The sequence below is a fragment of the Hymenobacter fastidiosus genome (genome assembly GCF_039539565.1).
Taxonomy (GTDB): Bacteria; Bacteroidota; Bacteroidia; order Cytophagales; family Hymenobacteraceae; genus Hymenobacter; species Hymenobacter fastidiosus.
The window spans coordinates 13,284-37,278 of record NZ_BAABDJ010000031.1 but is presented as its reverse complement, the minus strand read 5'-3'; the positions used below and the strand labels follow the sequence as shown (position 1 = coordinate 37,278).

Below are 23,995 nucleotides of genomic sequence, written 5' to 3'. Positions count from 1 at the left end.
ACGCATGGATTAGCTTGGCAAACATCAAACGGGTGCTCAAATTCTGCTAACTCAAACAGCTTCTAAGGCTATGTCAGGTCGCGAATTGGATAGTGTATTGCAAGCCGACGCGGCCGCGTGGTGGATTTTGGCGTTGTCGGGTACGAGCACGGTGGGGCGGGTGCGCGGGGCGGCCCAGGCGTCGAGCGCGTCGAGGACAAAGGCCGCGTCCAGGGAGCCTTCGCGGGCCGTGGCGTACAAGTCGTTGGTGGTGGCGTTGTAGAAGCTCAACACGTTGAAAATCGGGCTATTACGGGGCTGGGCGGCGACCTGTTGGCCGGGGAATTGCCAGCCGTAGGGCCGGCCGAGGTCAGGCCAAAGCCCGCTTCGTCGGCGTAGTCCTCCGGGTCTTGGGCCGTTTTCAGCCCGTGGCGGAACCGGCACCACGTCCCACCACGGCTTTTAAAAAACGTTTTAACATCCTGGGGGAGAAGCCCTTGTTCAGTTCCTGGCGCAGCGTGGCCGTCACTTTTTTGAGTGGCTGGCGGTTGGCGCGCACGGCCGCTTGCCCCCTTTGTTCGGCGGCGGCGGTGAGCACCGGCGGCCGGCCCTGGCCGGCCGCGTTGGCCCGCCCGGCCAGGCCCCCCGTTTCCCAGCGCGTAAACCAGGCATACACCGTCATGCGGCTCACGTGCAGTACTTGCATCAGCGCCGGAACTGATTGGCCGTCAGCACTCAACAACAGGCCCTGGCAACGGGCGCGAAACTGATGTTGCCGGTGGTGATGCCAACCGGCCTGCAAGGTGGTCCGTTCGTCCGCATCCAAGGGGATAAAACGTTTGTGCATCCCCAAAAATACCCCTAAAAGACTGCCCGATTAATTATGGCCGATTAATTATGGCCGAGTACTTGTCAAAGGATTATGAGCGGAAAATAGTCCATTCAAATGCTTGTATGATGCTGGCAAATATCCGCCGCGCAGTCAGGTACGCCTAACTTAAAACAGCTTCCAAGACGGGCCAATAGTGGTGCTCATGGCTGACTGTTTGTCGTCGTACCTTTGCGGCTTCATTTTGCTTCCCGTTATGCCACTCACTGCTATCCGTCCTCATCTCAAACCGACCCTGCTGCTGGCTTACCCGGTGGTCCTGAGCCAGCTGGGCCACGTGCTGGTGAACGTGTGCGACAGCGTGATGGTGGGCCAGACCGGCAAAGTACCGCTGGCCGCCGTGTCGTTGGGCGTGAGTGTGAACACGGTGGTGCTGGTGCTGGGGCTGGGGCTGTCGATGGCCATTACGCCGCTCGTGGCCGCCGCCAACGGCAAGCGGGATGTGCCCGCCCTGGGCAGTCTGCTGGTGAATGGCGTGTGGCTGAGTACGCTGGCCGGTCTGGTGCTGGCCGCGGTGGGCTTGCTCATCGCGCCCCTGCTGGGCTACCTCAATCAGCCGGCCGAAGTGGTGCGGCTGGCCGCGCCCTGGGTGCGGGTGCTGTTTCTGTCCCTGCTGCCGCTGATGGTGTTTCAGGGCTTCAAGCAGTTTGCCGAAGGGCTGGGTCTCACCCGCCAGGCCATGTTCCTGTCGATCATGGCCAACGTGGTAAATGCCCTGCTGTGCTACGTGTTCATCTTCGGCCACTTCGGCGTGCCAGCCATGGGGCTGATGGGCTCGGCCTGGGCCACGCTTATTGCCCGCATTCTGATGGCCCTGCTTATGGCCACCTACGTGCTGCGGGCCCCGCGCCTGCAGGCCTACCGCGAAGCCGCCGGCTCGTGGCTCCAGCCGGCCCGCGCCACCATCAGCCGGATTTTCGGACTGGGCGCACCTATCGGGGTGCAGATGATGTTTGAGATGGGCGCGTTCAGCTTTTCGGCCATCATGATCGGCTGGCTTGGGGCCACGTCGCTGGCCGCCCACCAGATTGCCATCAACGTGGCCTCCGTGACCTACATGGCGGCCAGCGGAATTGCGGCGGCGGCCACCATTCGCGTCGGCTACTTCCGCGGTACAGGCGATGCGCAGGGGGCCCGGCAGGCCGGCTTTACGGCCTACGGCCTCACCTTCGTGTTTATGAGCGTCATGGCGCTGATTCTGATTCTGGCCCGCCACGCCGTCCCGCACTTCTACAACCACGACCCCGAAGTGGTCGCCCAGGCTGCTACGCTGCTGCTCATCGCGGCCCTGTTCCAGGTTTCCGATGGCCTGCAGGTAGTCGGGCTGGGGGCGCTGCGGGGGTTGGAAGACGTGAAAGTCCCCTCCGTAGTGGCTTTGCTGGCCTATTGGGCTATTGCCCTGCCTTTCGGCTACTGGCTTGGGTTCGGCCTGAAGCTGGGCGCTATCGGAGTCTGGGTGGGTTTGCTTACCGGTCTCACGCTGGTGGCGGGCGTCCTGGTCTGGCGCTTCCGTCAGCACAGCGCCGTACCGGCTCCGCAGCCGGTGGCGGTAGCCAGCCATTAAATCCATTGCTTTCTGAGCGGAGTCTGAGGCCATTCGGGAACCAAGCCACCCGCGGTTACCTTTGTGGCTTCAGATCCTCCATTGGCAGTCCGCTGCGCTGATTTCGCCTTCATGCTCCTGTTCTCCTTCCTGCTGCCTTTTCTGGCCCTGCTGTCGGGCTTCGGCTTCGGCCCGGCGGTTTCACAAACACCCGCCCCGCCTCCGGTGGAAACGATTCCCTGGTCGGCCAACCGGCCCCTGACCTGGGCCGACTTCAAAACCCGCCCCGCCCCGGCCGAACAGCTGGCGGCCCTCACCTCCGCCACCATCGATGTGCAGGTAGGCTGCCAGGATTACGTGTTCTCGGCCCGGGTGAAGGCGGTGTTTATGCCTACCGAGTCGTGGGTGCGCGACGCCAGGCACGCCTCGCCTAACCTGCTACGCCACGAGCAGCTCCATTTCGACATCACGGAGCTGCACGCCCGCCTGCTGCGGCAGAAGCTGAAAGTGGTTAAGCTCGACTGTGAGCACCTGCAGCCCGCCTTCCAGAACCTGTCCAATGCCTCGTTTGCGGCCTGGAAGCGGGAAGAATCGCGCTACGATGGCGAAACCAACCACGGGTTGAACGAGGCCAGGCAGAAGTTCTGGGAAGCTCAGGTGCAGCAGCGCCTGGCGTTGCTCAACCAGTTTGCCGCGGTGCCTTAAGCCACGGCGGCCTATTTTGCAGCCATGGAAAACTCTCCTCCCCTCACCTGGGCTGATTTTGAGCGGGTCGATCTGCGCGTGGGCACCATCCTCGAAGCGCACGACTTCCCCCAGGCCCGCAAGCCGGCTTACCGGCTGCTGATTGATTTCGGGCCGGAGCTGGGCACCCGGCGCTCCAGTGCGCAGATTACCCATCATTACACGCCCACGACGCTGGTGGGCCGGCAGGTGCTGTGCGTCGTCAATTTCCCGCCCAAGCAGATCGGGCCTTTCCGCTCCGAAGTTCTGGTGACCGGGGCGGCAGATGCCAACGGGGATATTGTGCTGGCCACCCTGGCTACCCCGGTGCCCAACGGCAGTCGGCTGGCGTAAGGGCTATTTTTCCCAGTTGGGCAGCTCCTCCTTCTTCGGGGCCCCCGGCGGGTTGCTGAGGCGCTGCTGCCGGATGGCCAGGCTATCGATGACGGCGGCGTAAATCTCATCCAGGTCCTTATCATGGATGGAGTAATAGCGGTAGCTACGCACGAACAGGGAATCGGTGACGTCGTGCCGCCACAGAATATTTTTGTGCAGCTGGATGTACAGGGCCCGGGCGGAGTCGGGCGGCAGGGCGGTGGCCTCTACTCTGGACTCGGTCAGGTGCATTTCCGCCAGCAGGCCGGCCAGCTTTTCTTTGGGCAGCAGCGGCTGGGGCGGCTGGGCTTCTTCCGGGCGCTGGCACTGCGCCAGCAACAGGGTTAGCAGCAGCAGCAAAGGAGGCAACAGACGGGCAGGACGCTTTTTCACGCAGCAAAGTTAGGAGGAAGCCGTAGTTTAGCCGAAATGAATTCGCCTACCGCCACCCCTTTCCAACAAATTGTCCGCAAGTTGCGGCAGATGGAAATACGTATTCTGAAGGCGGCGGATGCCCAGCTCCAGGGAGACTTCAACTCCGTGTTCAAAGGGACAGGGCTGGAATTCGACGATGTACGCCTCTACCAGTACGGCGACGAGGTGCGCGCCATCGACTGGGCCGTATCCAGCAAGGGCCATGGCACGTTCGTGAAAACCTATAAGGAAGAGCGGGAGCAGTCGGTGCTGCTGCTGCTCGACGTGAGTGCCTCCCAGCAGGTGGGCGCCGCCGGCCACCGCAAGCTCGACGTGGGCCGCGAAATCTGCGGCATTCTGGCCCTGGCGGCCGCCCGGCAGGACGCCCAGCTCGGCCTGCTGGCTTTTTCGGATCAGCAGGAAATGTACCTGGCCCCCGGCAAAGGCATCCGCCACGCGTATACTCTTATCAAGCGGCTGTTCGAGCTGGAACCCAAATCCCGCCATACGGCCGTGGGCGCGGGCATCAAGCAGGCCCTGGGGCTGCTGAAGCGGCGCAGCATTATTCTGCTCCTGTCCGACTTTATCGATACCAGCTACGAGCGGGAGCTGACGATGCTGGCCCGCAAGCACGACCTGGTGGTGATTCAGCTGCTGGACCCGCGCGAACGGGAATTCCCCCCCCTGGGCATCATTCCCCTGCTGGACCAGGAAACCGGCCGCACCGTGTGGACCAATACCTCGTCGGAGACTTTCCGGGCCCGCTACCGCGCTACCTACGAGCAGAACCGGGACCAGATCGGCCAGATCTGCCGGCGGCACCGCACCGAGTACCTGTCCATTGCCACCAATGCGGACTTCGTACCCCAGCTCGTGAAGCTGTTCCGGCAGCGTAATCAGCGGGGCGGACGAGCGTAGTATGCACAAGCAAGCACCGCATCGGCGACCTGGCCCGTGGATAGCAGCTCTGCTGCTGCTGCTACCCCTGAGTGCCGTTTGGGCGCAGCTGCCCCCCGACCAGCTCAGCGGCCGGTTCCGCCAGGCAACTGTCGCCGTTGGCAGCATTATCGACTACGAGCTGTCTTACCGGCATGCGCCCGCCCAGGAAGTAATCTTTCCGGACTCCACCGCCGACTTCGCCCCCTTCGAGTTTGTGGGCAAAACCTACGTGCCGACCCGCACTCGCCAGGGCCGCAGTCTGGACCGCACCGTGTATCATCTGCGCACCTTTGCTCTCGATTCGGTGCAGCGGCTGCGCCTGTTCGTCACCGTACTGCAGGGCCGCGACACCCTGCTGCTGCCGGTACCCGCCGCGTCGGTCCGGCTGGCCCGCACGGCTCCTTTGTCCGTTGGGAACGAGCCCCCGGTGTTGCGGCAAAACACCAGACTGGTCCCCATCGCGCCCCGGTTCAACTATCCCTACTGGCTGGCGGGCCTGGCGCTGCTGGGTTTGTTGGGCCTGGGCCTGGTGCTGGGCTTTGGCCAGCGCCTGCGCCGCCGCTACCACCGCTATAAGCTGCGCAAAAACCACGCGTACTTCCTGGCCCAATATGCCCGCCACGTAGAACGGTTTACCTTGTCCCGGTCGCTGACCAACATGGAGCGGGCCATTACCCTCTGGAAAAACTACCTGTCGGGCCTCGAAAACAACACCATCAACAGCCTGACGACCAGGGAAGTAGTGGCGCACTACCAGAACGATGCCGATGTAAACATGGCGCTGCGCATCGCCGACAAGGTTATCTACGGCAATCAGCTCACGGATGAGGAAGCCGAAACCGACCTGGCCTTCGTGTTGCTGCGTAACTTTGCCGAACGGCGCTACGATTTGTTTACCACCAGGCCGACGGACTAACCGGCGGGCCGCTCCGACAACCAGCTGTTACCCTATCTCCTCAGTTTATCGCGCATGAATCAGCTTTGGCAACGTCTGCTGGCCCCGCTACTGGATGGGCTGCGCTACGCTACGCTGACCAGCTACACCTGGGAGCAGCCCCGCCTGCTGCTGCTTATTCCGCTGATTCCGCTGCTGTTCGTGGGCCGGTGGGCCCTGGCCCACCGCCACCGCGCCCGCATGGGCGTGGCCTTCGTGACCGGGCAGGTTCGCCGCGACTGGACTGCCCTGCTGCGGTTTGTCCCCGACCTCGTGCTGGGCCTGAGCCTGGCGTTTGGCATCGTGGCCCTGGCCCGGCCCCAGCGCACCGATGAGCGGGTGGTGCAGTCGGGCGCGGGCATCGACATCCTGCTGCTGCTCGACGTATCGGGTTCGATGGAGCTGCAGGATCTGCGGCCCAACCGCCTCGAAGCCGCCAAGCGCGTGGCCCGCGAGTTTATCGATGGCCGCGCGGGCGACCGGATCGGGCTGGTGGTCTTTGCCGGCGACGCCTACTCCCTGGCCCCGCTCACCACCGACTACGACCTGCTACGGGAGAATATTGCCAGCCTGAAGCTGGGCATGATTGCCAACGATGGCACGGCCATCGGCACGGCGCTGGGCGTGGCGACCAACCGGCTGCGGGAATCCCCGAGCCGCACCAAAGTCTGCATTCTGATTTCTGACGGCGAGAACACGGCCGGCAGCCTCGACCCCATCACGGCGGGCCGGCTGGCCCACGCCTACGGCCTGAAGATCTACACCATCGGCCTGGGCCAGGATGGCTACGTCCCCTACGGTACCGACGCCCGGGGCCAGCCGCGCTACGTAGAAACCCGCCTCGACGAAACCACCATGCGCGAGCTGGCCCAGGCCGGCGAAGGCCAGTTTTTCCGCGCCACCGATAACCCGACCCTCCGCCGCGTGCTGCGGCGCATCGACCAGTACGAAAAGTCTGAAATCAAGCAGACCCGCTTCCGCAACACCAAAGACTATTACCGCATTTATCTGTTGTGGGCCGTAGGACTGTGGCTGCTGTGGCTGGGGCTGAAAAATACGTTTCTGACCAACGCGCTGGAAGACTGAATTTCAATTATCAATGAGCAATGAACAATGTCATTCAACGACTCCTGTTCCTTGATAATTGCTCATTGATAATTGCTCATTGCTCATTGATAATTGCATATGATTGCCGATAACCTCCGTTTCTTTCAGACCCAATTGGCGGGGACCAGCTGCCGCCTGGTTACCGTCACCAAAACTCACTCCGTGGCGCGGCTGCAGGAAGCGTACGATGCCGGAGCCCGACTGTTTGGCGAAAACAAAGTGCAGGAAATAGTGGCCAAGCAGCCCGAGCTGCCGGCCGATATCGAGTGGCACCTCATCGGCCGCCTGCAGACCAACAAGGTCAAGTACCTGGCGCCCTTCGTGCACACCATCCAAAGCATCGACAGCCTGAAGCTGCTGCAGGAAATTGATAAGCAGGCGGCCAAACACGGCCGCGTGGTGCGCGGGCTGCTGCAGTTTCACATTGCCGACGAGGAAACCAAATCGGGGCTGAGCCTGGCCGAAGCCCACGAAATACTGCAGTCGGAGGCCTACCAGGCCCTGCGCCACGTGCAGCTCACGGGCGTGATGGGCGTGGCCACCAATACCGACCGCGAGGCGCAGCTGCGCCAGGAATTCCGGGAGCTGCGCGGCTACTTTGATCAGCTGAAAGCAGAGTATTTCGCCCACCAGCCGGAGTTCCGGGAAATTTCGATGGGCATGAGTGCCGACTATCTGCTGGCTATCGAAGAAGGCAGCACCCTGATCCGGGTAGGCAGCGCTATTTTTGGCGCCCGGCAGTACTCGTAGATGGTGAATCGTGGCTGCGGGAGGGTGAATCCAACCGCAGGCCTCTGACATTCTATCATTGAAGCTGTTTAGCAAGTCGTTCGGAACACTCCAGACGTCATGCTGAGCGCAGCCGAAGCATCTCGCTCGTGTCGTCTGAGTCGTTCAACGATACGAGCGAGATGCTTCGGCTGCGCTCAGCATGACCCGAACCTGACTTCCTAAACAGCTTCATTCCGACAGCCCTCCTTCTCATACTTAGCATTCAGCATTCAAAATTCAACCCTCAACATTCCCCGCATGACCGCTCGTTTAATACTTCAGATTGCCGCCCTGCTGGGCGCCCTGGGCGTGGCTATCGGGGCCTTCGGGGCCCACGGGTTGCGCGCCATGCTGGAAGCCTCCGGCCGCTTCGACACGTTTGAAACTGCCGTGCGCTACCAGTTTTACCACACCCTGGCTTTGCTTGGCATCGGGGTGCTGCTCGCTTTCCGGCCCGAGATGCGCACGCTGCACACTACGGCCTGGCTGTGGCTGGGCGGCACCCTCATCTTCAGTGGCTCGCTCTACACGCTCTGCTTCACGGGCATCACCAAAATGGGCGCGGTGGCCCCTATCGGCGGCCTGCTGCTGATTGCCGGCTGGATCAGCCTGCTGCTGGCGGCCCGGCAGGTATAAGGTGAACTGGTGAGGGTGCGGTTCTGGCCGGGCCTATCCGCGCCGACAGAGCATCTGCCTGACCAGTTCCCTGTTTTACCACTAAAAAAGGCGACCCGTATAGTACGGGTCGCCTTTTTTAGTGGTGGGGGAAGCAGCCTTACGACTTCTTCTTGGCTTTGATTTTGCCTTCACCCATTTTCATTTTCTGCTTGCCGTCGGCGGCCATCGGCGTTTCGGTTTTCGAGTCTACCGTCATACCCGGGGTAGCCGAAGCGGCGCTGGCATCTTTCACCTCGCCCACGAGCGACACCATGACGTTGCCGGCTACGGAGTTCGACTCAATGGTCAGCACCTTGTTCTGGATGCCCATTTTTCCGGCCGTGTTGAACTTAGCCGAGATAGTGCCGGACTTGCCGGGCATCACGGGGTCTTTGGTCCAGTCGGGGGTGGTGCAGCCGCAGCTGACGCCAATGTTGGAGATGATGAGGGGCTGGGTGCCCACGTTCTTAAACTTGAACGTGTGGTCGACGACGTCGCCCTGCCGGGCCGCGCCGAAGTCGAACTTCATTTCCTCAAACTGAATCTGGGGACCCGCCACTTTCTCCTGGGCGTTGGCGGGCTTCACCGCCATCGACTGCGCCTGGGTAGCGAAACCGGCCAGCGAGAGCGACAATGCCAGAACGAGTGCTTTTTTCATGAGGTTGATGCGTTAGTGGGTGAAGGAAAAAAAATTACCGGTTTTAGCCGGCCAGCCAACTATCCTGCCAGCTTGCCGGCTCGGGCAGTTGGCCCCTGACCCTTATTAACCGGCGGGCGGGGAACGAAGTTCAGCCGACATCCGCCCGCTCAACCGCAGCCCGGCTAGTTGTATTCCCGGCCCGCTTAGCCTTTGTATTCCTTCGAATACGGGAACTGCCGGGACGCCTTGCGCATGATGGTCGTCACGATGGTGTTCGTGTCGCTGCCCAGGCCCCGCGACAGGGACTTGTCGTACTTCCAGAGCAGCTCGCCCGTGGCGCCGTCGTTGATGTTGATCATCAGCTTGCCCGTGTTGGTGGGGCCGCTGGCGCCGATCAGCAGCGTCATGGCAATGGCCGCGCCGCCCGACATGGGCTGGGTGCTGCTAAAGGTGCCGGTAATCACGGCATCGACGCCCAGGAACTTGGCCAGCTGCTCGGGCGTGAAAGTGGCCATGTTGGCGGCCGTTACGCCGTTCTGCGCCAGCAGGGCGTTGGTACGGCTCAGGTCCTGCACGTCAATGGTCATATCCTTCTCCTCTTTGCGCTTGAGGAAGTACGACTGCAGGGCGTTCTGCACGTCCAGGCCTTCGCGCTGTTCGAGCTTGGCTACGCCTTCGGCCCCGCCGCGCTTGGCTACTTCATTGGGCCGCAGCTCGAGCGTCACAACGAACGGCAGCACGGCCAGCGTTTTGTGGCTTTGGGCCAGCGTACTGAATTTAGGGTTGGTGTAGATTTCGCGGGTCTGGGCGGAGGCACTGGTCAAAGCCAGCAGCGCGCACAGGGCGGTTAGGAATAAGCTTTTCATAAAAGGAAAGTGAGAAGGAGGTAAATGGTTTGGGGCGCAAGCTACGCAAGGACCCTACGCCGGGCAATACCCAATCCCGGTAATATCCGCAGCGCTCAATATTCTTTCTCCACCGGTGCGTCGCCGACCAGCTTCTGGTTGAAGTTGAGCAGGAACAGCCGCTCCGCCGCCCGCGTGACGGCGGTGTAGAGCCAGCGGGCAAACTCGGCGTTTACCATCTCGTCCTTCAGAAAGCCGTGGTCGACGAATACGGCCTGCCACTGCCCGCCCTGGGCCTTGTGGCAGGTGAGGGCGTAGGCAAACTTCACCTGCAGCGCGTTCAGGTAGGGGTCTTTGCGCAGGGCCGCGCTTTTGTCCTTCTTGGTGGTGAGGTGGGCGTAGTCGGCGGCAATGGTCTGGTAGAGCTCGTTGCTGCGGTCGGCGGGCAGGGCCGGGCTTTCGGTGTGCAGCGTGTCGAGCAGCAGCTTCACTTCCTGCTCCTCCTCGTCGGGGTAGTCCACGAAGCGCACGCGGGCATCGGCGAAGCGGAAACCAAATTCCTCCTGCCGCCGCACGATCTTGGTCACCTGCACGAAGTCGCCATTGGCCAGGAAGCCCATTTCCGAGTCCTTGGGCAGCCAGAAATAGTTGTTGCGCACCACCATCAGGTAGTCGCCGGCCTCGATTTCCTCCTCCGCGTCGAACAAGGTGCGCCGGATCATCTGGTTGTAGAGGTTGGCGCTCTTGTTGGACCGGCAGATGATGGTCGTGTTTTCGTGGCCGAAGTTCTTGTAGGCCCAGCGCAAGCCGTCCTCCAGCTTGTCGCCGCCCACCCGGAAGATGTCGGGGTAGCCTTTGGTGAAGAACTGGATGTGGGGCGCTTCCTGCCGCAGCTCTTCGCGCAAAGCCGTGGCGTTCATCAGAATGCCGGATTCCTCGGCCTGGCGCATCACCTGGCGCAGCTCCACGCCGCTTACTTTGGCCCGGAACCGGTGCATCAGCAGCTCGGGGTCCAGGGCCGGGCTCAGCAGCTGACCCACGGGCGGCAGCTGGGCGGTGTCGCCGATGAGCAGCAGGCGGTTGGTGGGCTTCTCGAATACGTAGCCCATCAGATCGTCGAGCAGGCCATTTTCGCCGAAGGCTTTTTCGTCCGAAATCATGGACGCCTCGTCCACGATGTAGAGCATGTCGGCTGTGCGGTTGGGCTGGCGCTGGAAGGACAGCCCCGCGGCCGGCGTGCCGGAGGTCTGGCGGTAGATTTTCTTGTGAATGGTGCTGGCCGCCACGCCCGAATACACGCTCATCACCTTGGCGGCGCGGCCCGTAGGGGCCATCAGGGTGTATTTGCGCTGCATCTGGTGCAGCCACTGCACCAGGGCACTCACCACGGTGGTCTTGCCCGTACCGGCGTAGCCGCGCAGCACGAACACCTTGCGCCCCGGCAGGTCATCCTTCAGAAACTCATCCAGCTTGTAAAACAGCGTGGCCTGGTCCTGGGTGGGGTCGTAGGGAAAATAGTCGCGAACGGAGGGCGTCATGATCAATTATCAATTATCAATGAGCAATGAGCAATTACCAATGAGCAATTATCAATGAACAGTTATCAATGAGCAATTACCAATGAACAGTTATCAATGAGCAATTATCAATGAGCAATTACCAATTAGCAATTACCAATGAACAGTTATCAATGAGCCGTTATCAATGAGCAATTACCAATGAGCAATTACCAATGAGCAATTACCAATGAGCAATTACCAATGAGCAATTACCAATGAGCAATTATCAATGAGCAATTATTAATGAACAGTTACCAATGAGTAATTATTAATGAACAGTTATCAATGAGCAATTACCAATGAGCAATTATCAATGAGCTGTTGAACGACATTGTTCATTGCTCATTGATAATTGATAATTACTATCAAGCGCGGCCAGTGGAGCGGAGAATGGTGAAGAGAATTTTGCACAGCTCCTGACAGTCGGTGTGGAGCGACTCGAAAAGCTTGGTTTCGAGGTATTCGCCGTCGTGCAGCAGGCGGAGCCAATAGCTGGTTTCGCGGGCTTCTTTGTAAGCAATGGAAAGCTTAGCTGAAAACTCGGCCTTGGATATAGCGCCAACTGCTTCTTCCACGTTCGCCCCAATCGACGTACCGCTCCGCACCGCCTGCCTGGAAACTATGTATTCGTGGCGGGTCAGGCGCAGGTGCTCATAAAGCTTCAGCATCCGCACCGCGAATTTGTACGACTTCGTCAGCACCGCATTCTGCTCCGCGTCGAACGGCTCATTGCTCATTGCTCATTGCTCATTGTTAATTGTTCATTGACAACCACGGCCATCGTGGCCGAGGCCTTGGCAATCAGCTTATCGTCGCACCACACTTCGGACTCGCAGAAGAACAGGCGGCGGCCGGCCTTCAGCACCCAGCCCACGGCCCGCAGCTTCTGGCCGATGCCCGGGTGCAGGTAGGAGGTTTTCAGCTCTACCGTTACCACCCCCGTTCCTTCGGGCACCAGCGTAACGGCGGCAAAGCCGGCCACCAGGTCGGCCATGGTAGCCACCAGGCCGCCGTGGGCAAATCCCAGGTTCTGCTGGTGCTTTTGCTCCAGCGTCAGCTCGGCTTCCACGCGGCCGGACTCGATGCGGGTGAACTCAGCCCCGATGTGGTGCATGAAGTGCTGGCGGACGAGCTTGCGGCGGATGCGGACTTCCAGGGATTCGGCAATTGGGGCGGGGATGGGCGTACTGGTCATTGGCCCAAAGGTACGCACTCGGCCGGCGGCGACCCTACTGCCGGGCATTGCGTATCTTCCCCGCCGGACGCGTTTTTTTCTGCCCGACTATGACCACAATGGAGTACTTCGTCGCCGCAGGCCTGGGCCTGGCGCTGGCCGCGTGCAGCGGCTTTCGGGTGTTCGTCCCCCTGCTGGCCGCCAGCTTAGCCTACCGCACCGGGTTTTTGGCCCCGTCGCCGGGCTTTGCGTGGCTGGGCACCTGGCCCGCGCTGGGCGTGCTGGCCACGGCCACGGCAGCCGAAATGCTGGCTTATTACGTGCCGGTAGTCGATAACCTGCTGGATACGATTACCACGCCCGCGTCGTTTATTGCCGGCACGCTGCTGATGACCTCGGCCCTGCCCGAAATAGACCCGGTGGTGCGCTGGGGGCTGGGGGTGCTGGTGGGCGGCGGCACGGCGGGCCTGGTACAGTCGGGGACGGCCCTGCTGCGGGCGGGCTCCACGGCTACTACCGGCGGCCTGGGCAATCCGGTGCTGGCCACGGTGGAAAACCTGCTGGCCGTGGTAGGGTCGGTGCTGGGGCTGCTACTGCCGCTGGTGATGGCCGGGCTGACAATCCTGCTGGTGGTGTATCTTGCCCGTCGCCTCGGCCGCCTGACGCGGCGGCGGCGCCGACCGGTTCCGGGCTCACTAGCGCCCGGAAGCTTTCTTATATTTTAGCACGGCTTCCGTTATGCCTGATTCCTCTTCCGATTTCAACGCGACCAATTCTCTTCTGGCCGCCTACCAGGGCCAGGTGCGGGTGCGGGTTTGTGGCTTGCTGGTGCAGGACGGCGCGGTGCTGCTCACGGCCCACCGCGGCATGCTGCCCGACGAAGCGCTGTTCTGGTCGCCGCCGGGCGGGGGCTGGCAGTTTGGCGAAACCATTCAGGACTGCCTGCGCCGCGAATACCAGGAAGAAACCAACCTGAGGGTTTCGGTAGGCCGCTTCCTGCATCTGCATGAATTCGGGAATGAGACCCTGCAGGCGCTGGAGCTGTTTTTTGAGGTGAAGCCCACCGACCCGACGGCCCGGCCGCGGCTCGGCTCCGACCCCGAGCACGCGGCCGGGGCGCAGCTGCTTACCACCCTGGCCTACTGCACGCCCCGGCAGCTGGCGGCCCTGCCCATTGCGCAGGTGCACCCGGTGCTGCGCCACATCATCAGCCCCGACGACGTGTATATCCCCTATAATCTCTTCCGGTAAGAACCGGTTGCCGCCTGCGGCGAGGCCATTCCCTTTCGTACCTTTAGCGGCCCTACCGTGCCTATTGCCCTGCCTGCCGTGTCCATTACTGCTTCCGCTTCCGTCGTTTCCGCCGCCACCCCCGTTGCCCAGTACTCCCTGCGCGACGAAACGCTGACGGGGGATGATCTGGCGGCCTACAACCTTTACCTCACGGCCGGACCAGCGGGTCTGCGCGTGGGCGTAGCCGATGTGCGGCGCAACAAGTTTGTGGCCCTCGACGATTACGCTATTGCCCCCGCAGCCTCCCTGGCCGGGCAGTTCCGGGCGCTGGCGGCCCAGCACGACCTGGTGGGCCAGACCGGGTGGAACAGCGTGCGGCTGGCCGTACAAAACCGCTTTTTCACCCTCCTGCCGGCCCCCCTCTTCCGGCAAGGCGACGAAGCCGCCTTCCTGCGCCTGCATCATCAGGTGGACGCTGACCATGAAACCGTGCGGCATTACCGTCATTCCACCCTGGAAACGGTGAGCATCTTCGCGGCCGAAAAAACCCTGGCCGACTGGTTTCAGTCCACCTACCCCACCGGCAAGCTGGTGCACCAGACCAGTGCCCTGCTCGAAGGCGTGATTCACCAAAGCGAGCAGTCGGGGCCGCGGCGGCTTTACCTGAGTGTTGCCCACCAGGAGCTGACCATCGTGGCCGTCCGCGACAAGCGGGTGGAGTTCTGCAACGTGTTTGCCTTCACCTCGGCCGAAGACCTGATCTACTACACCATCCTGGTGATGCAGGAGCTGCAGCTCAACCCCGACCAGGACCCGGTTGTGGTATGGGGCGACTTAACCCACGACTCCGAGCTGTTCACCATTCTGCGCAAGTACATCCGCCACGTCCGCTTCGGCAACCGCCCCTTCGACCTGGCCTACAGCTACCGCCTCAACGACGTATTCGAGTACCGCTACTTCGAGCTCTACGCGCTGCACCTGTGTGAATAATTCTGAATTTTGAATTCTGAATTATGAATTGCTGCTGGTTCCTGTTTAAACCATTCAGGCCATTGAAAACGAATTCAGAAGTCAGAATTCAAAAACCATGAAGCCTAATGCGGTTCGGGATAAGTCGTTTGCTTTTGCTTCGCGCATTGGGAAGGCATCTAAGTATCTGCCGACAGAACAGCGGGAATACGTTTTGTCGAAGCAGCTGCTCCGTAGCGGCACCTCTATCGGGGCCAACGTGGAGGAGGCTTTGGCCGGCGTATCCAAGGCCGACTTTGAGCATAAGCTGGCCATTTCGGCCAGGGAAGCCCGCGAAACTTCTTACTGGCTCCGCCTGCTGCACGACAACAACTACCTGAACGACTCAGCCTTCCACTCCCTGCCCGCCGAATGCCTCGCACTGCTCAAAATCCTCAACAGCATCCTGCTCACCAGTAAGCACGGCCCGCATGACCCCAATTCATAATTCAGAATTCAGCATTCAGAATTCCAGGAGGATTGCGCTGTTTCCCGGCTCCTTCGACCCGTTCACCAACGGCCACCTCGACGTGGTGCGGCGCGGCGTGGGGCTGTTCGATGAAATCATCATTGCCATCGGCAACAACAGCAGCAAAAGCCGCTACCTGCCCGTGGAACAGATGGTAGCCATGATTGAGGAGGTTTTTCGCGACGAGCCGCGGGTGTCGGTGCAGGCTTACAAGGGCCTGACTGCCGATTTCGCCCGGCAGGCCGGCGCCCGGTACCTGCTCCGGGGCCTGCGCAACACCACCGACTTCGAGTACGAAAACACCATTGCCCAGGCCAACCGCCACGTAAACCCCGCGCTGGAAACCGTGTTTCTGATTACTTCCCCGGCCCTGGCGGCCATCAGCAGCACCATCATCCGCGAAATTCACCGCTTCGGGGGCAATGTCGACGACTTCGTGCCGTTTCCGCTCCCGCCCTACGTGGAGTTGGGGTAAACCTGAAATCCGGCTGTCGTCCTGAGCTTGCGAAGGACCCGCCTCTGACTCTCTGCAACTCCGCTCTGAATGAGCAAAGCCCTTTCCCGTTGGCGCGGCAAAGGGCTTCAAGCATTGAAAGTAGAGCTGCAGGTTATCCGAGGAAGGTCCTTCGCTCTGCGGACGCCAGATAAAGGATGACAGGCGACTGCCGGAACACTACGCCACCACTTCGTAGGTCATCATCGGCGCAGCCTTGTTTTTCAGGGTCATTTCGCCGATGGGCTCACAGTGAAACGACTCCTTCACTTTCTGGTACGCCGCTTCGCTGATAACGATCTGGCCCGGCCGGGCCGTCGACTGCAGGCGCTGGCTTACGTTGACCACGTCGCCGATAACGGTGTAGTCGAGGCGGCGGAGCGAGGCCGAGCCGATGTTGCCCGACACCATTTCGCCGGTGTTGATGCCCACGGAAATCTTGGGGCTGTACTCCTGCCCCAGCAGCGAGTCGTGGTTGGCCTGCAGCGTGGTGCGGATGGCCAGGGCCGCGTCGATGGCGCGGTCGAGGTGGTACTCGCCCCGGAACACGGCCATTACGGCGTCGCCCATGAACTTATCGACGTGGCCGCCCTGGGCAATGATGTGCTTCACGATCTGGTCGAAGTAGGCGTTGAGCATCTGCACCACGGTGGCCGCCGGCAGCTTTTCCGACAGCGACGTGAAGCCGCAGATATCGATGAAAGCCACGGTAGCTTCCACCGTTTCGCTGGCCAGCAGCGTATTTTCGAAGCCGGGCCGGGCCATGAAGTTGATAACCGTCTCGTCGACGTACATCTTCAGGATGTTGTTCTCCTGAATAGCCCGCAGCGTATCGCGCAGCTGCTGCACCTGCAGGATAGTTTTCTCCATCGTCACTTCCAGATCGGCAAAATCGATGGGCTTGCACACGAAGTCGAAAGCCCCGCGGTTCATGGCCGTGCGGATGTTAGCCATGTCGCCGTAGGCCGATACCATCACGGTTTTGATGGTTGGGTTGGCCTCGTGCAGCTTGGTGAGCAGCGTAAGCCCATCCATCACCGGCATGTTGATATCGGAGAGAATGATGGCGGTATCGAGGTGCTCGGCCACGCGGTTCAGGGCTTCCTGGCCATTGCTGGCAAATACGAACTCGTATTCGCCCTCCCGGATTTTACGGCGGAACTTCTGCTTGATGAGCAGCTCCAGATCGGCCTCATCGTCGACCACCAGTATTTTTGTTTTCATGCCTTGTTCAGCGAATGAAGCTTTTCTTTGAGCGCCGCGAAATCCACCGGCTTGGTCAGCAAATCACTGGCCCCCAGCCGAATGGCTTCGTCGTAGCTTTCCTGGTCACCGTAAGCCGTTATCATCATCACCGCGGGCGGCGGGGGCGGATCGACCTCATAGTCCTGGCGGATGTGGCGCAGCAGCTCCAGCCCGCTCATGCCCGGCATGTTGATATCGGACAAAATCAGCACCACTTCCGAGAAATGATCGTGCAGGTAAGCCAGCGCTTCCTCCCCCGAATAGGCAAAGAAAAACTCCAGCTCTCCGCTCCGAATTTCGCGGCGAAACCGCTGCTCAAACAACGTCCGCACGTCTTTTTCGTCGTCGACAACCAGTATTTTCATCCCGGTAAAGCTACTATAAACAATAGGAAAACCGTTTTTTTCAGCCGGGTAAGCTAACGATAAACTCGCTACCCGGACCTTCCCGACTGAGCACCGTGAGCATACCACCGATCTGTGCGTACCCCCCCGAATCGCTCAGGTGCGGTAAAATACGCCGGCGGTTTACGTCCGCCCGCGGTCCGGCCAGCACCCGCCGTAGCGAACCGGCGGCGGCCTCCCGGTAGCGGATGCCTGGTCGCGCGTTCGGCGAGCCGCTCAGCAGAGTCAGCATCACTACCAGCAGCAGCAGTGGTTTCAGCGAGCGTAGCAGTGAGCGAGGCATGGTAGCATCAGACGGGAAGCGTAATAATAAACTCGGTAAACTGCCCCGGCTGGCTGTCGACCTGCAGCGTGCCGCCGTGGCCTTTCACGATAATGTCGTGGCTGAGCGAGAGGCCCAGGCCGGTGCCCTCGCCGGTGGGCTTGGTGGTAAAAAAGGGCTGAAATACCTTCGCCTGCACGCTTTCGGGCATCCCCGTGCCATTGTCGCGCACCCGGATTTCAATTTCGTCGGCCCGGTGGCGGGTGGTCACGCGCACTTCGGGGGCGTAGCCGGCCTCGCCCTGGAGCTGGCGCTGCTGCACGGCGTAGAACGCATTGGTAAACATATTCAGCAGCACCCGCCCCACTTCCTGCGACACGACTTCGACCAGGGGGAGCTGCGGATCGAAATCAGTGGTGAGCAGGGCGTTGAAGCTTTTGTTTTTGGCCCGCAGGCCGTGGTAGCTCAGGCGCAGGTATTCGTCGGCCAGGGCGTTGAGGTCGGTGGGCTGCCGCTCGCCGGTGCTGGCGCGGCTGTGCTCCAGCATTCCCTTCACGATGCTGTCGGCCCGCTTGCCGTGACTGGTTATTTTCTGCAGGTTCAGCACCAAGTCGTTCAGCAGCTCGGCGGCGTACTGCTTTTCCGGGTCGGGCAGCTGGCGCAGGGGGCCTTCCTGCAGCTCATGCAGCAGCTCCACGCTCACCTCGGAGAAGTTGTTGACGAAGTTGAGCGGATTCTGAATCTCGTGGGCAATACCGGCCGTCAGCTCGCCCAGACTGGCCATCTTCTCGGCCTGAATCAGCTGGGCCTGGGTGGTTTTGAGCTCGGTCAGCGTTTCGCGCAGCTCCTGGGCCTGCCGGGTCAGCGCGGAGGTGCGCTCGGCTACCTGCCGCTCCAGTTCAATATTCTGGGCCGCAATAAGCTGCCGGGCCTTTTCTTCCTCTTCGCGCGCCAGGCGCTCTTTTTCCAGGGCCTTTTTCTGGCTGCGGGCCACAAGCACGAAGGCCACCAACCACAGGATGGCAAAGCCCTGCGAGTTATTCACCATATCGTCGTAGCTCTCCCCCAGCTCTATATCCCCCGCCGTAAGCACCAGGTCAACAACCGTGTAGAGCACGTAAGGCAGCATCGCCAGCAAGATCGTGCGGGCCGGCCGGTAGCGGCGAAGCGCTACCAGAACCAGAATCACCACCGCATACACTCCGAGGCGGTAGCCTTCATCAAGCAGCTTGGTGGGAAACCGGAAAATCTGGTCGGCCAGAAATAAGACTATCGCGGGCACCCAGATCCAGCGCAGCACCCGGCTCACCCAGGGCAGGTGGTTTGGCAGGTCCAGAAACCGGCGCAGCAGCCGCACGATAATCAGGGCCGGAATAATGCTGAACAGTAGTTCGCCGTCGATGTCCATAGCGGGCAGGTCCTTAGCCTTGAGCGTATGCTTGGTCAGCGTCCAGCTTTTATTGGTCCCGGGTTTCTGGATATAAAGAGTGTCGTCGCCTTCACGAATAGTGAAGCCACGACTAGGCTTGGCCGGCTTTTGCATAATCAGGGCCAATATCGGAGCTTTTAGCTTTTATCAAAGAAGCCGGAGTATGGGCTCCGGCGACTATTCCCTGAATACAACGCCAAACGGGCAGCCCACTTCCCCCCGAAGGCCGGAAGCCGGCTGCCCGTACTGAGCAAGCGGTAGCTAAAAGACGGTTATCTGCTATCAGCGGCGCGATACCACCCGCACCCCCGACACCTGATCGGCGTTCCTGGGATTGGTGACGGGCAACACCAGATAGTTCGGGGCCGTCAGGCTCAGATTGCCCCGACGCATCAGCTCATCCTCGTTCGACCCGATCAGCACCAGGTCCAGGACCTTGCGGGTGCGGGCATTGAAGGTGACGACGATAGTAGAGCCGTTTTTCTCGAACGTATTGATCCAGTCCTCCCCTTTGGTGGCCCGCATCTGCTCTGCCGTCGGCTCAAGGCCGATAGCCTGCTCTTTCGTTTCTGAAGGTGGCCCCAGAGCCCGGCGGATCTGGTCGATGTTACGGCCCACCAGCGCGGGCATATCCAGCGTATTGGGCCGCGTGGTGGTAGCTCCGGCCAGGCCGGGGGCACTTTTCTCGGCGGTGGTCTGGGTACCGGTACAGGCGGCCATGCCGCTCAATGCCAATACAATAGTTAAGTAGCGGAACGGGCGCATCGGCGAAACGAACAAGGGTAAATTTATTTTTCTTTGGCGGGCTCCTTGGCCGACTCCTTGCCGGTTATTTCGCCCAGGTAATGCCGCACGACCAGGGCAATGGACGCGTAGGAGGCATCGAGTACGGCCAGCGCCTCCTGCGGATTCATCCAGCGCACTTCCTCGATATACTCTTCCGCCTGGGGCTTCATAAGCGAATCGTCGGTGCAGCGCATGATGTACCAATTCGTTTTTTTCAGAATTTTATTGCCGTTGTAGGCGTAGGAATGCCAGGTGCTCGGCAGCTTGTCGCCCAGCTCAATCTTGATGTTGCATTCTTCCTCCACTTCGCGCAGCGAGCCAATGGCGGGGTCTTCGTCCCGCTTGAGTTTGCCCTTCGGCAAATCCCACTTGCCGAGGCGGTAAATCATCAGAATCAGCCCGTCTTTCACCACCAGCCCGCCGGCGGCTTTCACAATGCGGAACTGGTCTTTCAGGTGCAGAATCAGCCGGGGCTTTTTGCGGGCCAGCATCGTCAGCGACTTCAGCTTTTTGAGCTTTTTCACCTCCATCAGCCGCAGCAGCCGGTCGACGAACACGTCCGTCACGTCGCGCACCAGCACGTCGCCAATAAGATCCTTGGACGTAAACTCCTCTTCGGCACTCAGCACGAGGTCGTAGCGGTGCTTGTAGACTTTGTCGCTGGTCTTTTTGATGATCAGCGGTATATCGTTGATGAAGACGTTCATCGCAGGGTAATCTGGAAGGGCAAATGGAAAGAAATGACGCCGGGCAACCTTGCAAAACACAGCATAAATACTGGCAAACGAAAATCACCGGAAGACGGGCAAGATACGGGATGCAGCCGGTTCCGTTGCCGGGTCGGGCTGAACTATATATTTTAACGCATCCGAGGCCGGCGTAAGCCCTTCACCCCCGCTACCTTTACCCCCAGATGAAAAAAATCGGCCTGCTTTCCGATACCCACGGCTACCTCGACGAGCGGATTCTGCACCACCTGCGCGGCTGCGACGAAATCTGGCATGCCGGCGACTTTGGCACCGCCGACGTAGCCGGGCAGCTGGCCATCGTAGCCCCATTGCGCGGCGTGTACGGCAACATCGACGGCCGCGACGTGCGCCTGAGCCAGCCCCTGGTGCAGGCGTTTGAAATCGAGGGCCTGAAGGTGCTGATGACTCACATTGGCGGCTACCCCGGCCACTATGCCCCCGCAGCCCGGCCGCTGCTGGCCCGGGAACAGCCGGGTTTGTTCATCACCGGCCACTCGCATATTCTGAAGGTGATGCCCGACCCGCGGCTGCACCTGCTCCACCTGAACCCCGGCGCCGCCGGCCGCCAGGGCTTCCACAAAGTGCGTACCCTGCTGCGGTTTGAGGTGGCCAATGGCAAGGTCCAGCAGCTTCAGGTGGTTGAGCTGGGGCCGAAGTAACCCTCTCAGTGGCCGGCGAAGCACTCCGTCCCCGCCAACGCAACCGGTTTCCTGCCCGCCGAAAGACGTGGCGCAGGCGCCCACCAGGGCTTTTCTGTTCATCCGGCTTTCTTCGATGCGCCGAACGCATGGCTTCGCTGGCGGTAACACAAAAAGCACCTTTTCCCGCGGGAAAAGGTGCTTTTTGTATTCTATGAGAAGCCAACCGACTCGGATGGCAAGCTAGTTAAAGGGCAATTTCCGGCTTTGGATGCTCACCCGCCTGACCTTCTTCCGTCACGGGCTTGGTTACGGCTTCCGCGTCGTCGAAAGCCGCCGCGTTGTCTTTGGTGCTGCTGGCGTCGGTGTCAGCCTGTTTCTGGGTGCGGGCCGCGGCTTTCTCAGCTTTGGTGGCCGATTGGGCAGGGGCAGCACCGCCGTTGAAGCTGGCTTTCAGCTCTTCGATGTCCACGTTCTTCAGAACGGGCGTGAGGAGCAGTTGCTTGATGATGCGCTGCTTGTTGTTGGCGCGCGCAATGTTCTTGCGATGCTTGCGCTTCAGTCGGGTGATACTCATATCCGGGTCGGTTAAGTCTTTTTGTAAAGGAGGGGCAAAAGTAAGTCTTATTTTTGAAACCCAAAATAGTGCTGCCTTCTTCCTTACCTTCCCGCTCCCCTAAGTGGCCTCAGCTATGTCAGAACCCCTAATTGATTTGCGCTCCGATACCGTTACCCGGCCCACTTCGGCCATGTTGGAGGCCATGTTCCGCGCCCCGGTCGGCGACGACGTATATGAGGAAGACCCCACGGTGCGGGCCCTCGAACAGGAGGCCGCCGCCCGTTTCGGGCTCGCAGCCGGCCTGTTCTGCCCCTCCGGCACCATGACCAACCAGATTGCCATCAAGGCCCACACTGAGCCGCTATCGGAAGTTGTCTGCGAGCAGACTTCGCACATCTACCTCTGGGAAGTGGGTGGCATTGCGTTTCACTCGGGGGCCTCCGTGGCGCTGCTGGCCGGCGACCGGGGCCGCCTCACCGCGGCGCAGGTAGAAGCCGCCATCCGGCCCGTGAACGTGCATTACCCCACCACCAGCCTTATTTCGCTCGAAAACACCCACAACCGCGGCGGCGGCAGCTGCTATGAGCTGGCCGAAATCGAGGCTATTGCCGACGTGGCCCGCCGCCACCAGATTCCGCTGCACCTCGACGGGGCCCGTATCTTCAACGCTCTGGTGGCCACGGGGCAGGAATCCACCGAATACGGCCGGCTGTTCGACTCCATCTCGGTGTGCTTGTCGAAGGGCCTGGGGGCGCCGGTGGGCTCGGTACTGCTGGGCAGCAAAGCTTTTATTCAGAAAACCAAGCGCATCCGCAAGGTGATGGGCGGCGGCATGCGCCAGGCCGGCTACCTCGCCGCGGCGGGCCTCTACGCCCTGCAGCACAACGTGGAGCGCCTGGCCGACGACCACCGCCGCGCCCGGCAGCTGGCCGCCACGCTGGCGGCCCAGCCCTACGTCGATTTCGTGCTGCCCGCCGATACCAACCTGGTTATTTTCCGCCTCCGCGACGAAATGCTCTCCGAGCAGTTCCTGGCCCGGCTCGAGAGTCTGGGCATCAAAGCCTCGGCTTTCGGCCCGCAGATGATCCGCTTCGTCACCCACCTCGACGTGGATGACGCCATGATCGGGCGCATCGAAGCCGCGCTGGCGGCCATACGGGACTAAGCGCGCAGTGGTGCCACGACTTTTTGGTCGTGGTACCACTATCGTTGAACAACCCGGGAAACCGCTACCGACCGGCCAGCGGGGCGCAACAGGCCGTAGCATCCTCCTCAACGGCCTTGCTCGTGCCTCAGCAACGATAGTGGTGCCACGACCACAAATTGTTCGTGCCTCAGCAACGATAGTGGTACCACGACCAAAAATTGTTCGTGCCTCAGCAACGATAGTGGTACCACGACCAAAAAGTCGTGGCACCACTGCGCCAAACCCGACCGATGGCTGCTCCATCCCCACCCAACTACTCCGTCGCGCGGCACTACCTCAGCCAGGTTGATCCGGTGCTGGCAGCCATCATTGCCCGGGGCCACGTAGTGCAGCCCTCGGCCCACGAAGATCTGTACCTGGCGCTGCTGCGGGCCATCGTCAGCCAGCAGATTTCGACCAAGGCCGCGGCGGCCATCTGGCGGCGGGTGCAGGCGCTGTTTCTGCCCGACGGCTACCCCGAGCCGGCGGCCCTGCTGGCTTTGCCGGAGGAAGATCTGCGCGCGGCGGGCATCTCGCGCCAGAAAGCGGGCTACCTGCACGACATTGCCCGCTTCGCCCAGCGCGACGAGCTTGACCACGCCCACCTCAGCCAGCTCGACGCCGACGCCTTTACCCGGCACCTCACCCGGATTAAGGGCGTGGGCCGCTGGACGGCCCAGATGCTGCAGATGTTTGCCCTGGACCAGCCGGACGTATTTCCCGAAGGCGACCTGGGCGTGCAGAACGCCATGCGCCGACACTACGGCCTGCAAGAAACCGGCCGGGCCCTGCTGCGCCGCATGACGGAAATTGCCGAAGCCTGGCGCCCTTACCGCAGCATTGCCAGCAAGTACCTGTGGCAGTCGTTGGACAATGAGCCAACCAGGTAGCGGCTTCCGCGGCCGCTTTCAGCGCAACGGCCAATTCAGGTTGATCCGCGGCCTTCTGCCGGTCGCGGTGCACCACGAGCATGATGACGAAGAGC

The 23,995-nt window shown here is 61.1% G+C and carries 31 protein-coding genes; 16 read left to right on the top strand and 15 right to left on the bottom strand.

Annotated features, from left to right (window positions below; all coding sequences use genetic code 11):
* Positions 1 to 51: 51 nt before the first annotated feature.
* Entirely contained in the window at positions 52 to 273 is a 222-nt protein-coding gene (locus ABD833_RS19370; protein WP_425553655.1) for a hypothetical protein, read from the bottom strand.
* A gap of 127 nt (positions 274 to 400) precedes the next feature.
* Positions 401 to 826 carry a helix-turn-helix domain-containing protein gene (locus ABD833_RS13235; protein ID WP_345073601.1) on the bottom strand — a complete coding sequence of 142 codons (426 nt, stop codon included), beginning with the start codon at positions 824 to 826 and terminating at the stop codon, positions 401 to 403.
* A 238-nt stretch (positions 827 to 1,064) separates the two neighbouring features.
* Between ABD833_RS13235 and ABD833_RS13230 the strand changes: the two genes are divergently transcribed.
* The 3 genes from ABD833_RS13230 to ABD833_RS13220 all read left to right on the top strand — a co-directional run bounded on the left by ABD833_RS13230 (position 1,065) and on the right by ABD833_RS13220 (position 3,488).
* The gene (locus ABD833_RS13230) at positions 1,065 to 2,432 is read left to right on the top strand and encodes an MATE family efflux transporter (RefSeq protein ID WP_345073600.1); all 1,368 of its coding nucleotides are present in this window, start codon (positions 1,065 to 1,067) and stop codon (positions 2,430 to 2,432) included.
* A 111-nt stretch (positions 2,433 to 2,543) separates the two neighbouring features.
* The gene (locus tag ABD833_RS13225) at positions 2,544 to 3,116 is read left to right on the top strand and encodes a DUF922 domain-containing protein (protein ID WP_345073599.1); all 573 of its coding nucleotides are present in this window, start codon (positions 2,544 to 2,546) and stop codon (positions 3,114 to 3,116) included.
* A gap of 24 nt (positions 3,117 to 3,140) precedes the next feature.
* Entirely contained in the window at positions 3,141 to 3,488 is a 348-nt protein-coding gene (locus ABD833_RS13220; RefSeq protein ID WP_345073598.1) for a tRNA-binding protein, read from the top strand.
* A 3-nt stretch (positions 3,489 to 3,491) separates the two neighbouring features.
* Here the strand turns inward: ABD833_RS13220 and ABD833_RS13215 are convergent, their stop codons facing one another.
* The gene (locus ABD833_RS13215) at positions 3,492 to 3,902 is read right to left on the bottom strand and encodes a DUF4296 domain-containing protein (protein WP_345073596.1); all 411 of its coding nucleotides are present in this window, start codon (positions 3,900 to 3,902) and stop codon (positions 3,492 to 3,494) included.
* Between the two features lie 90 nt (positions 3,903 to 3,992).
* On the opposite strand from ABD833_RS13215, the gene ABD833_RS13210 reads away from it, so the two are divergent.
* The 5 genes from ABD833_RS13210 to ABD833_RS13190 all read left to right on the top strand — a co-directional run bounded on the left by ABD833_RS13210 (position 3,993) and on the right by ABD833_RS13190 (position 8,310).
* Positions 3,993 to 4,841: a DUF58 domain-containing protein gene (locus ABD833_RS13210; protein ID WP_345073595.1), complete on the top strand. Its 849-nt coding sequence runs from the start codon at positions 3,993 to 3,995 to the stop codon at positions 4,839 to 4,841.
* Between the two features lies 1 nt (position 4,842).
* Entirely contained in the window at positions 4,843 to 5,778 is a 936-nt protein-coding gene (locus ABD833_RS13205) for a hypothetical protein (protein WP_345073594.1), read from the top strand.
* Between the two features lie 54 nt (positions 5,779 to 5,832).
* Positions 5,833 to 6,882, top strand: coding sequence for a vWA domain-containing protein (locus ABD833_RS13200; RefSeq protein ID WP_345073593.1), 1,050 nt, complete (start codon positions 5,833 to 5,835; stop codon positions 6,880 to 6,882).
* Positions 6,883 to 6,981: 99 nt separating this feature from the next.
* Positions 6,982 to 7,653, top strand: coding sequence for a YggS family pyridoxal phosphate-dependent enzyme (locus ABD833_RS13195; RefSeq protein WP_345073592.1), 672 nt, complete (start codon positions 6,982 to 6,984; stop codon positions 7,651 to 7,653).
* Positions 7,654 to 7,932: 279 nt separating this feature from the next.
* The gene (locus tag ABD833_RS13190) at positions 7,933 to 8,310 is read left to right on the top strand and encodes a DUF423 domain-containing protein (protein ID WP_345073591.1); all 378 of its coding nucleotides are present in this window, start codon (positions 7,933 to 7,935) and stop codon (positions 8,308 to 8,310) included.
* A gap of 139 nt (positions 8,311 to 8,449) precedes the next feature.
* Here ABD833_RS13190 and ABD833_RS13185 read toward each other — a convergent pair whose 3' ends face one another.
* The 5 genes from ABD833_RS13185 to ABD833_RS13165 all read right to left on the bottom strand — a co-directional run bounded on the left by ABD833_RS13185 (position 8,450) and on the right by ABD833_RS13165 (position 12,570).
* Positions 8,450 to 8,989 (bottom strand): DUF1573 domain-containing protein, encoded by a 540-nt coding sequence (locus ABD833_RS13185; RefSeq protein ID WP_345073590.1) that lies wholly within the window; start codon positions 8,987 to 8,989, stop codon positions 8,450 to 8,452.
* 185 nt (positions 8,990 to 9,174) lie between these two features.
* Positions 9,175 to 9,837 carry a hypothetical protein gene (locus ABD833_RS13180; protein WP_345073588.1) on the bottom strand — a complete coding sequence of 221 codons (663 nt, stop codon included), beginning with the start codon at positions 9,835 to 9,837 and terminating at the stop codon, positions 9,175 to 9,177.
* A gap of 95 nt (positions 9,838 to 9,932) precedes the next feature.
* Positions 9,933 to 11,354 (bottom strand): ATP-dependent DNA helicase, encoded by a 1,422-nt coding sequence (locus ABD833_RS13175; RefSeq protein ID WP_345073586.1) that lies wholly within the window; start codon positions 11,352 to 11,354, stop codon positions 9,933 to 9,935.
* Positions 11,355 to 11,740: 386 nt separating this feature from the next.
* Positions 11,741 to 12,112, bottom strand: a complete 372-nt coding sequence (locus ABD833_RS13170; RefSeq protein WP_345073584.1) for a four helix bundle protein — start codon at positions 12,110 to 12,112, stop codon at positions 11,741 to 11,743.
* Positions 12,109 to 12,570, bottom strand: a complete 462-nt coding sequence (locus ABD833_RS13165) for a PaaI family thioesterase (protein ID WP_345073583.1) — start codon at positions 12,568 to 12,570, stop codon at positions 12,109 to 12,111. Before ABD833_RS13165 ends, ABD833_RS13170 begins: the two co-directional genes overlap by 4 nt.
* An 89-nt stretch (positions 12,571 to 12,659) precedes the next feature.
* On the opposite strand from ABD833_RS13165, the gene ABD833_RS13160 reads away from it, so the two are divergent.
* The 5 genes from ABD833_RS13160 (at position 12,660) to coaD (ending at position 15,734) form a co-directional block, all read left to right on the top strand.
* The gene (locus ABD833_RS13160; RefSeq protein WP_345073582.1) at positions 12,660 to 13,274 is read left to right on the top strand and encodes a DUF4126 domain-containing protein; all 615 of its coding nucleotides are present in this window, start codon (positions 12,660 to 12,662) and stop codon (positions 13,272 to 13,274) included.
* A 13-nt stretch (positions 13,275 to 13,287) separates the two neighbouring features.
* Positions 13,288 to 13,800 (top strand): NUDIX domain-containing protein, encoded by a 513-nt coding sequence (locus tag ABD833_RS13155; RefSeq protein WP_345073581.1) that lies wholly within the window; start codon positions 13,288 to 13,290, stop codon positions 13,798 to 13,800.
* A gap of 78 nt (positions 13,801 to 13,878) precedes the next feature.
* The gene (locus tag ABD833_RS13150) at positions 13,879 to 14,772 is read left to right on the top strand and encodes a DUF3822 family protein (RefSeq protein WP_345073579.1); all 894 of its coding nucleotides are present in this window, start codon (positions 13,879 to 13,881) and stop codon (positions 14,770 to 14,772) included.
* 97 nt (positions 14,773 to 14,869) lie between these two features.
* Positions 14,870 to 15,238: a four helix bundle protein gene (locus ABD833_RS13145; RefSeq protein ID WP_345073578.1), complete on the top strand. Its 369-nt coding sequence runs from the start codon at positions 14,870 to 14,872 to the stop codon at positions 15,236 to 15,238.
* Positions 15,222 to 15,734 (top strand): pantetheine-phosphate adenylyltransferase, encoded by a 513-nt coding sequence (gene coaD / locus ABD833_RS13140; protein WP_345073577.1) that lies wholly within the window; start codon positions 15,222 to 15,224, stop codon positions 15,732 to 15,734. The genes ABD833_RS13145 and coaD overlap by 17 nt, the downstream gene beginning before the upstream one ends.
* Positions 15,735 to 15,932: 198 nt before the next feature.
* On the opposite strand, the gene ABD833_RS13135 is transcribed toward coaD, so the two are convergent.
* The 6 genes from ABD833_RS13135 to ABD833_RS13110 form a co-directional block, all read right to left on the bottom strand.
* Positions 15,933 to 16,976, bottom strand: coding sequence for an adenylate/guanylate cyclase domain-containing protein (locus ABD833_RS13135; RefSeq protein WP_345073576.1), 1,044 nt, complete (start codon positions 16,974 to 16,976; stop codon positions 15,933 to 15,935).
* Positions 16,973 to 17,362, bottom strand: coding sequence for a response regulator (locus ABD833_RS13130; protein WP_345073575.1), 390 nt, complete (start codon positions 17,360 to 17,362; stop codon positions 16,973 to 16,975). The genes ABD833_RS13135 and ABD833_RS13130 overlap by 4 nt, the downstream gene beginning before the upstream one ends.
* 40 nt (positions 17,363 to 17,402) lie before the next feature.
* Positions 17,403 to 17,684, bottom strand: coding sequence for a hypothetical protein (locus ABD833_RS13125; RefSeq protein WP_345073573.1), 282 nt, complete (start codon positions 17,682 to 17,684; stop codon positions 17,403 to 17,405).
* A 7-nt stretch (positions 17,685 to 17,691) separates the two neighbouring features.
* Positions 17,692 to 19,206 (bottom strand): sensor histidine kinase, encoded by a 1,515-nt coding sequence (locus tag ABD833_RS13120; protein ID WP_345073570.1) that lies wholly within the window; start codon positions 19,204 to 19,206, stop codon positions 17,692 to 17,694.
* 168 nt (positions 19,207 to 19,374) lie between these two features.
* Positions 19,375 to 19,857: a hypothetical protein gene (locus ABD833_RS13115; protein ID WP_345073568.1), complete on the bottom strand. Its 483-nt coding sequence runs from the start codon at positions 19,855 to 19,857 to the stop codon at positions 19,375 to 19,377.
* Positions 19,858 to 19,880: 23 nt separating this feature from the next.
* Positions 19,881 to 20,585: an NUDIX hydrolase gene (locus ABD833_RS13110; RefSeq protein WP_345073566.1), complete on the bottom strand. Its 705-nt coding sequence runs from the start codon at positions 20,583 to 20,585 to the stop codon at positions 19,881 to 19,883.
* Between the two features lie 206 nt (positions 20,586 to 20,791).
* Here ABD833_RS13110 and ABD833_RS13105 point away from each other — a divergent pair, with 206 nt between their 5' ends.
* Entirely contained in the window at positions 20,792 to 21,286 is a 495-nt protein-coding gene (locus ABD833_RS13105) for a metallophosphoesterase family protein (protein ID WP_345073564.1), read from the top strand.
* 226 nt (positions 21,287 to 21,512) lie between these two features.
* Here the strand turns inward: ABD833_RS13105 and ABD833_RS13100 are convergent, their stop codons facing one another.
* On the bottom strand, positions 21,513 to 21,842 hold the full coding sequence (locus ABD833_RS13100; RefSeq protein WP_345073562.1) for a hypothetical protein: 330 nt from the start codon (positions 21,840 to 21,842) through the stop codon (positions 21,513 to 21,515).
* Positions 21,843 to 21,957: 115 nt separating this feature from the next.
* Here ABD833_RS13100 and ABD833_RS13095 point away from each other — a divergent pair, with 115 nt between their 5' ends.
* Both ABD833_RS13095 and ABD833_RS13090 read left to right on the top strand, forming a co-directional pair.
* The gene (locus ABD833_RS13095) at positions 21,958 to 22,989 is read left to right on the top strand and encodes a threonine aldolase family protein (protein WP_345073561.1); all 1,032 of its coding nucleotides are present in this window, start codon (positions 21,958 to 21,960) and stop codon (positions 22,987 to 22,989) included.
* A gap of 272 nt (positions 22,990 to 23,261) precedes the next feature.
* On the top strand, positions 23,262 to 23,900 hold the full coding sequence (locus ABD833_RS13090; protein WP_345073560.1) for a DNA-3-methyladenine glycosylase family protein: 639 nt from the start codon (positions 23,262 to 23,264) through the stop codon (positions 23,898 to 23,900).
* Positions 23,901 to 23,995 lie beyond the last annotated feature (95 nt).

Excerpts from the sequence above, each read along its gene's own strand:
- ABD833_RS13160 (WP_345073582.1), top strand. The coding sequence starts at position 12,660 with ATGACCACAATGGAGTACTTCGTCGCCGCAGGCCTGGGCCTGGCGCTG.
- ABD833_RS13170 (WP_345073584.1), bottom strand. The coding sequence starts at position 12,112 with ATGAGCAATGAGCCGTTCGACGCGGAGCAGAATGCGGTGCTGACGAAG.
- ABD833_RS13195 (WP_345073592.1), top strand. The coding sequence starts at position 6,982 with ATGATTGCCGATAACCTCCGTTTCTTTCAGACCCAATTGGCGGGGACC.
- ABD833_RS13225 (WP_345073599.1), top strand. The coding sequence starts at position 2,544 with ATGCTCCTGTTCTCCTTCCTGCTGCCTTTTCTGGCCCTGCTGTCGGGC.
- ABD833_RS13090 (WP_345073560.1), top strand. The coding sequence starts at position 23,262 with ATGGCTGCTCCATCCCCACCCAACTACTCCGTCGCGCGGCACTACCTC.
- ABD833_RS13235 (WP_345073601.1), bottom strand. The coding sequence starts at position 826 with ATGCACAAACGTTTTATCCCCTTGGATGCGGACGAACGGACCACCTTG.
- ABD833_RS13110 (WP_345073566.1), bottom strand. The coding sequence starts at position 20,585 with ATGAACGTCTTCATCAACGATATACCGCTGATCATCAAAAAGACCAGC.
- ABD833_RS13145 (WP_345073578.1), top strand. The coding sequence starts at position 14,870 with ATGAAGCCTAATGCGGTTCGGGATAAGTCGTTTGCTTTTGCTTCGCGC.
- ABD833_RS13185 (WP_345073590.1), bottom strand. The coding sequence starts at position 8,989 with ATGAAAAAAGCACTCGTTCTGGCATTGTCGCTCTCGCTGGCCGGTTTC.
- ABD833_RS13105 (WP_345073564.1), top strand. The coding sequence starts at position 20,792 with ATGAAAAAAATCGGCCTGCTTTCCGATACCCACGGCTACCTCGACGAG.
- ABD833_RS13205 (WP_345073594.1), top strand. The coding sequence starts at position 4,843 with ATGCACAAGCAAGCACCGCATCGGCGACCTGGCCCGTGGATAGCAGCT.
- ABD833_RS13135 (WP_345073576.1), bottom strand. The coding sequence starts at position 16,976 with ATGAAAACAAAAATACTGGTGGTCGACGATGAGGCCGATCTGGAGCTG.
- ABD833_RS13180 (WP_345073588.1), bottom strand. The coding sequence starts at position 9,837 with ATGAAAAGCTTATTCCTAACCGCCCTGTGCGCGCTGCTGGCTTTGACC.
- ABD833_RS13220 (WP_345073598.1), top strand. The coding sequence starts at position 3,141 with ATGGAAAACTCTCCTCCCCTCACCTGGGCTGATTTTGAGCGGGTCGAT.
- ABD833_RS13130 (WP_345073575.1), bottom strand. The coding sequence starts at position 17,362 with ATGAAAATACTGGTTGTCGACGACGAAAAAGACGTGCGGACGTTGTTT.
- ABD833_RS13210 (WP_345073595.1), top strand. The coding sequence starts at position 3,993 with ATGGAAATACGTATTCTGAAGGCGGCGGATGCCCAGCTCCAGGGAGAC.
- ABD833_RS13200 (WP_345073593.1), top strand. The coding sequence starts at position 5,833 with ATGAATCAGCTTTGGCAACGTCTGCTGGCCCCGCTACTGGATGGGCTG.
- ABD833_RS13175 (WP_345073586.1), bottom strand. The coding sequence starts at position 11,354 with ATGACGCCCTCCGTTCGCGACTATTTTCCCTACGACCCCACCCAGGAC.
- ABD833_RS13120 (WP_345073570.1), bottom strand. The coding sequence starts at position 19,206 with ATGCAAAAGCCGGCCAAGCCTAGTCGTGGCTTCACTATTCGTGAAGGC.
- ABD833_RS13165 (WP_345073583.1), bottom strand. The coding sequence starts at position 12,570 with ATGACCAGTACGCCCATCCCCGCCCCAATTGCCGAATCCCTGGAAGTC.
- ABD833_RS13155 (WP_345073581.1), top strand. The coding sequence starts at position 13,288 with ATGCCTGATTCCTCTTCCGATTTCAACGCGACCAATTCTCTTCTGGCC.
- ABD833_RS13095 (WP_345073561.1), top strand. The coding sequence starts at position 21,958 with ATGTCAGAACCCCTAATTGATTTGCGCTCCGATACCGTTACCCGGCCC.
- ABD833_RS13190 (WP_345073591.1), top strand. The coding sequence starts at position 7,933 with ATGACCGCTCGTTTAATACTTCAGATTGCCGCCCTGCTGGGCGCCCTG.
- ABD833_RS13115 (WP_345073568.1), bottom strand. The coding sequence starts at position 19,857 with ATGCGCCCGTTCCGCTACTTAACTATTGTATTGGCATTGAGCGGCATG.
- ABD833_RS13125 (WP_345073573.1), bottom strand. The coding sequence starts at position 17,684 with ATGCCTCGCTCACTGCTACGCTCGCTGAAACCACTGCTGCTGCTGGTA.
- ABD833_RS13100 (WP_345073562.1), bottom strand. The coding sequence starts at position 21,842 with ATGAGTATCACCCGACTGAAGCGCAAGCATCGCAAGAACATTGCGCGC.
- coaD (WP_345073577.1), top strand. The coding sequence starts at position 15,222 with ATGACCCCAATTCATAATTCAGAATTCAGCATTCAGAATTCCAGGAGG.
- ABD833_RS13230 (WP_345073600.1), top strand. The coding sequence starts at position 1,065 with ATGCCACTCACTGCTATCCGTCCTCATCTCAAACCGACCCTGCTGCTG.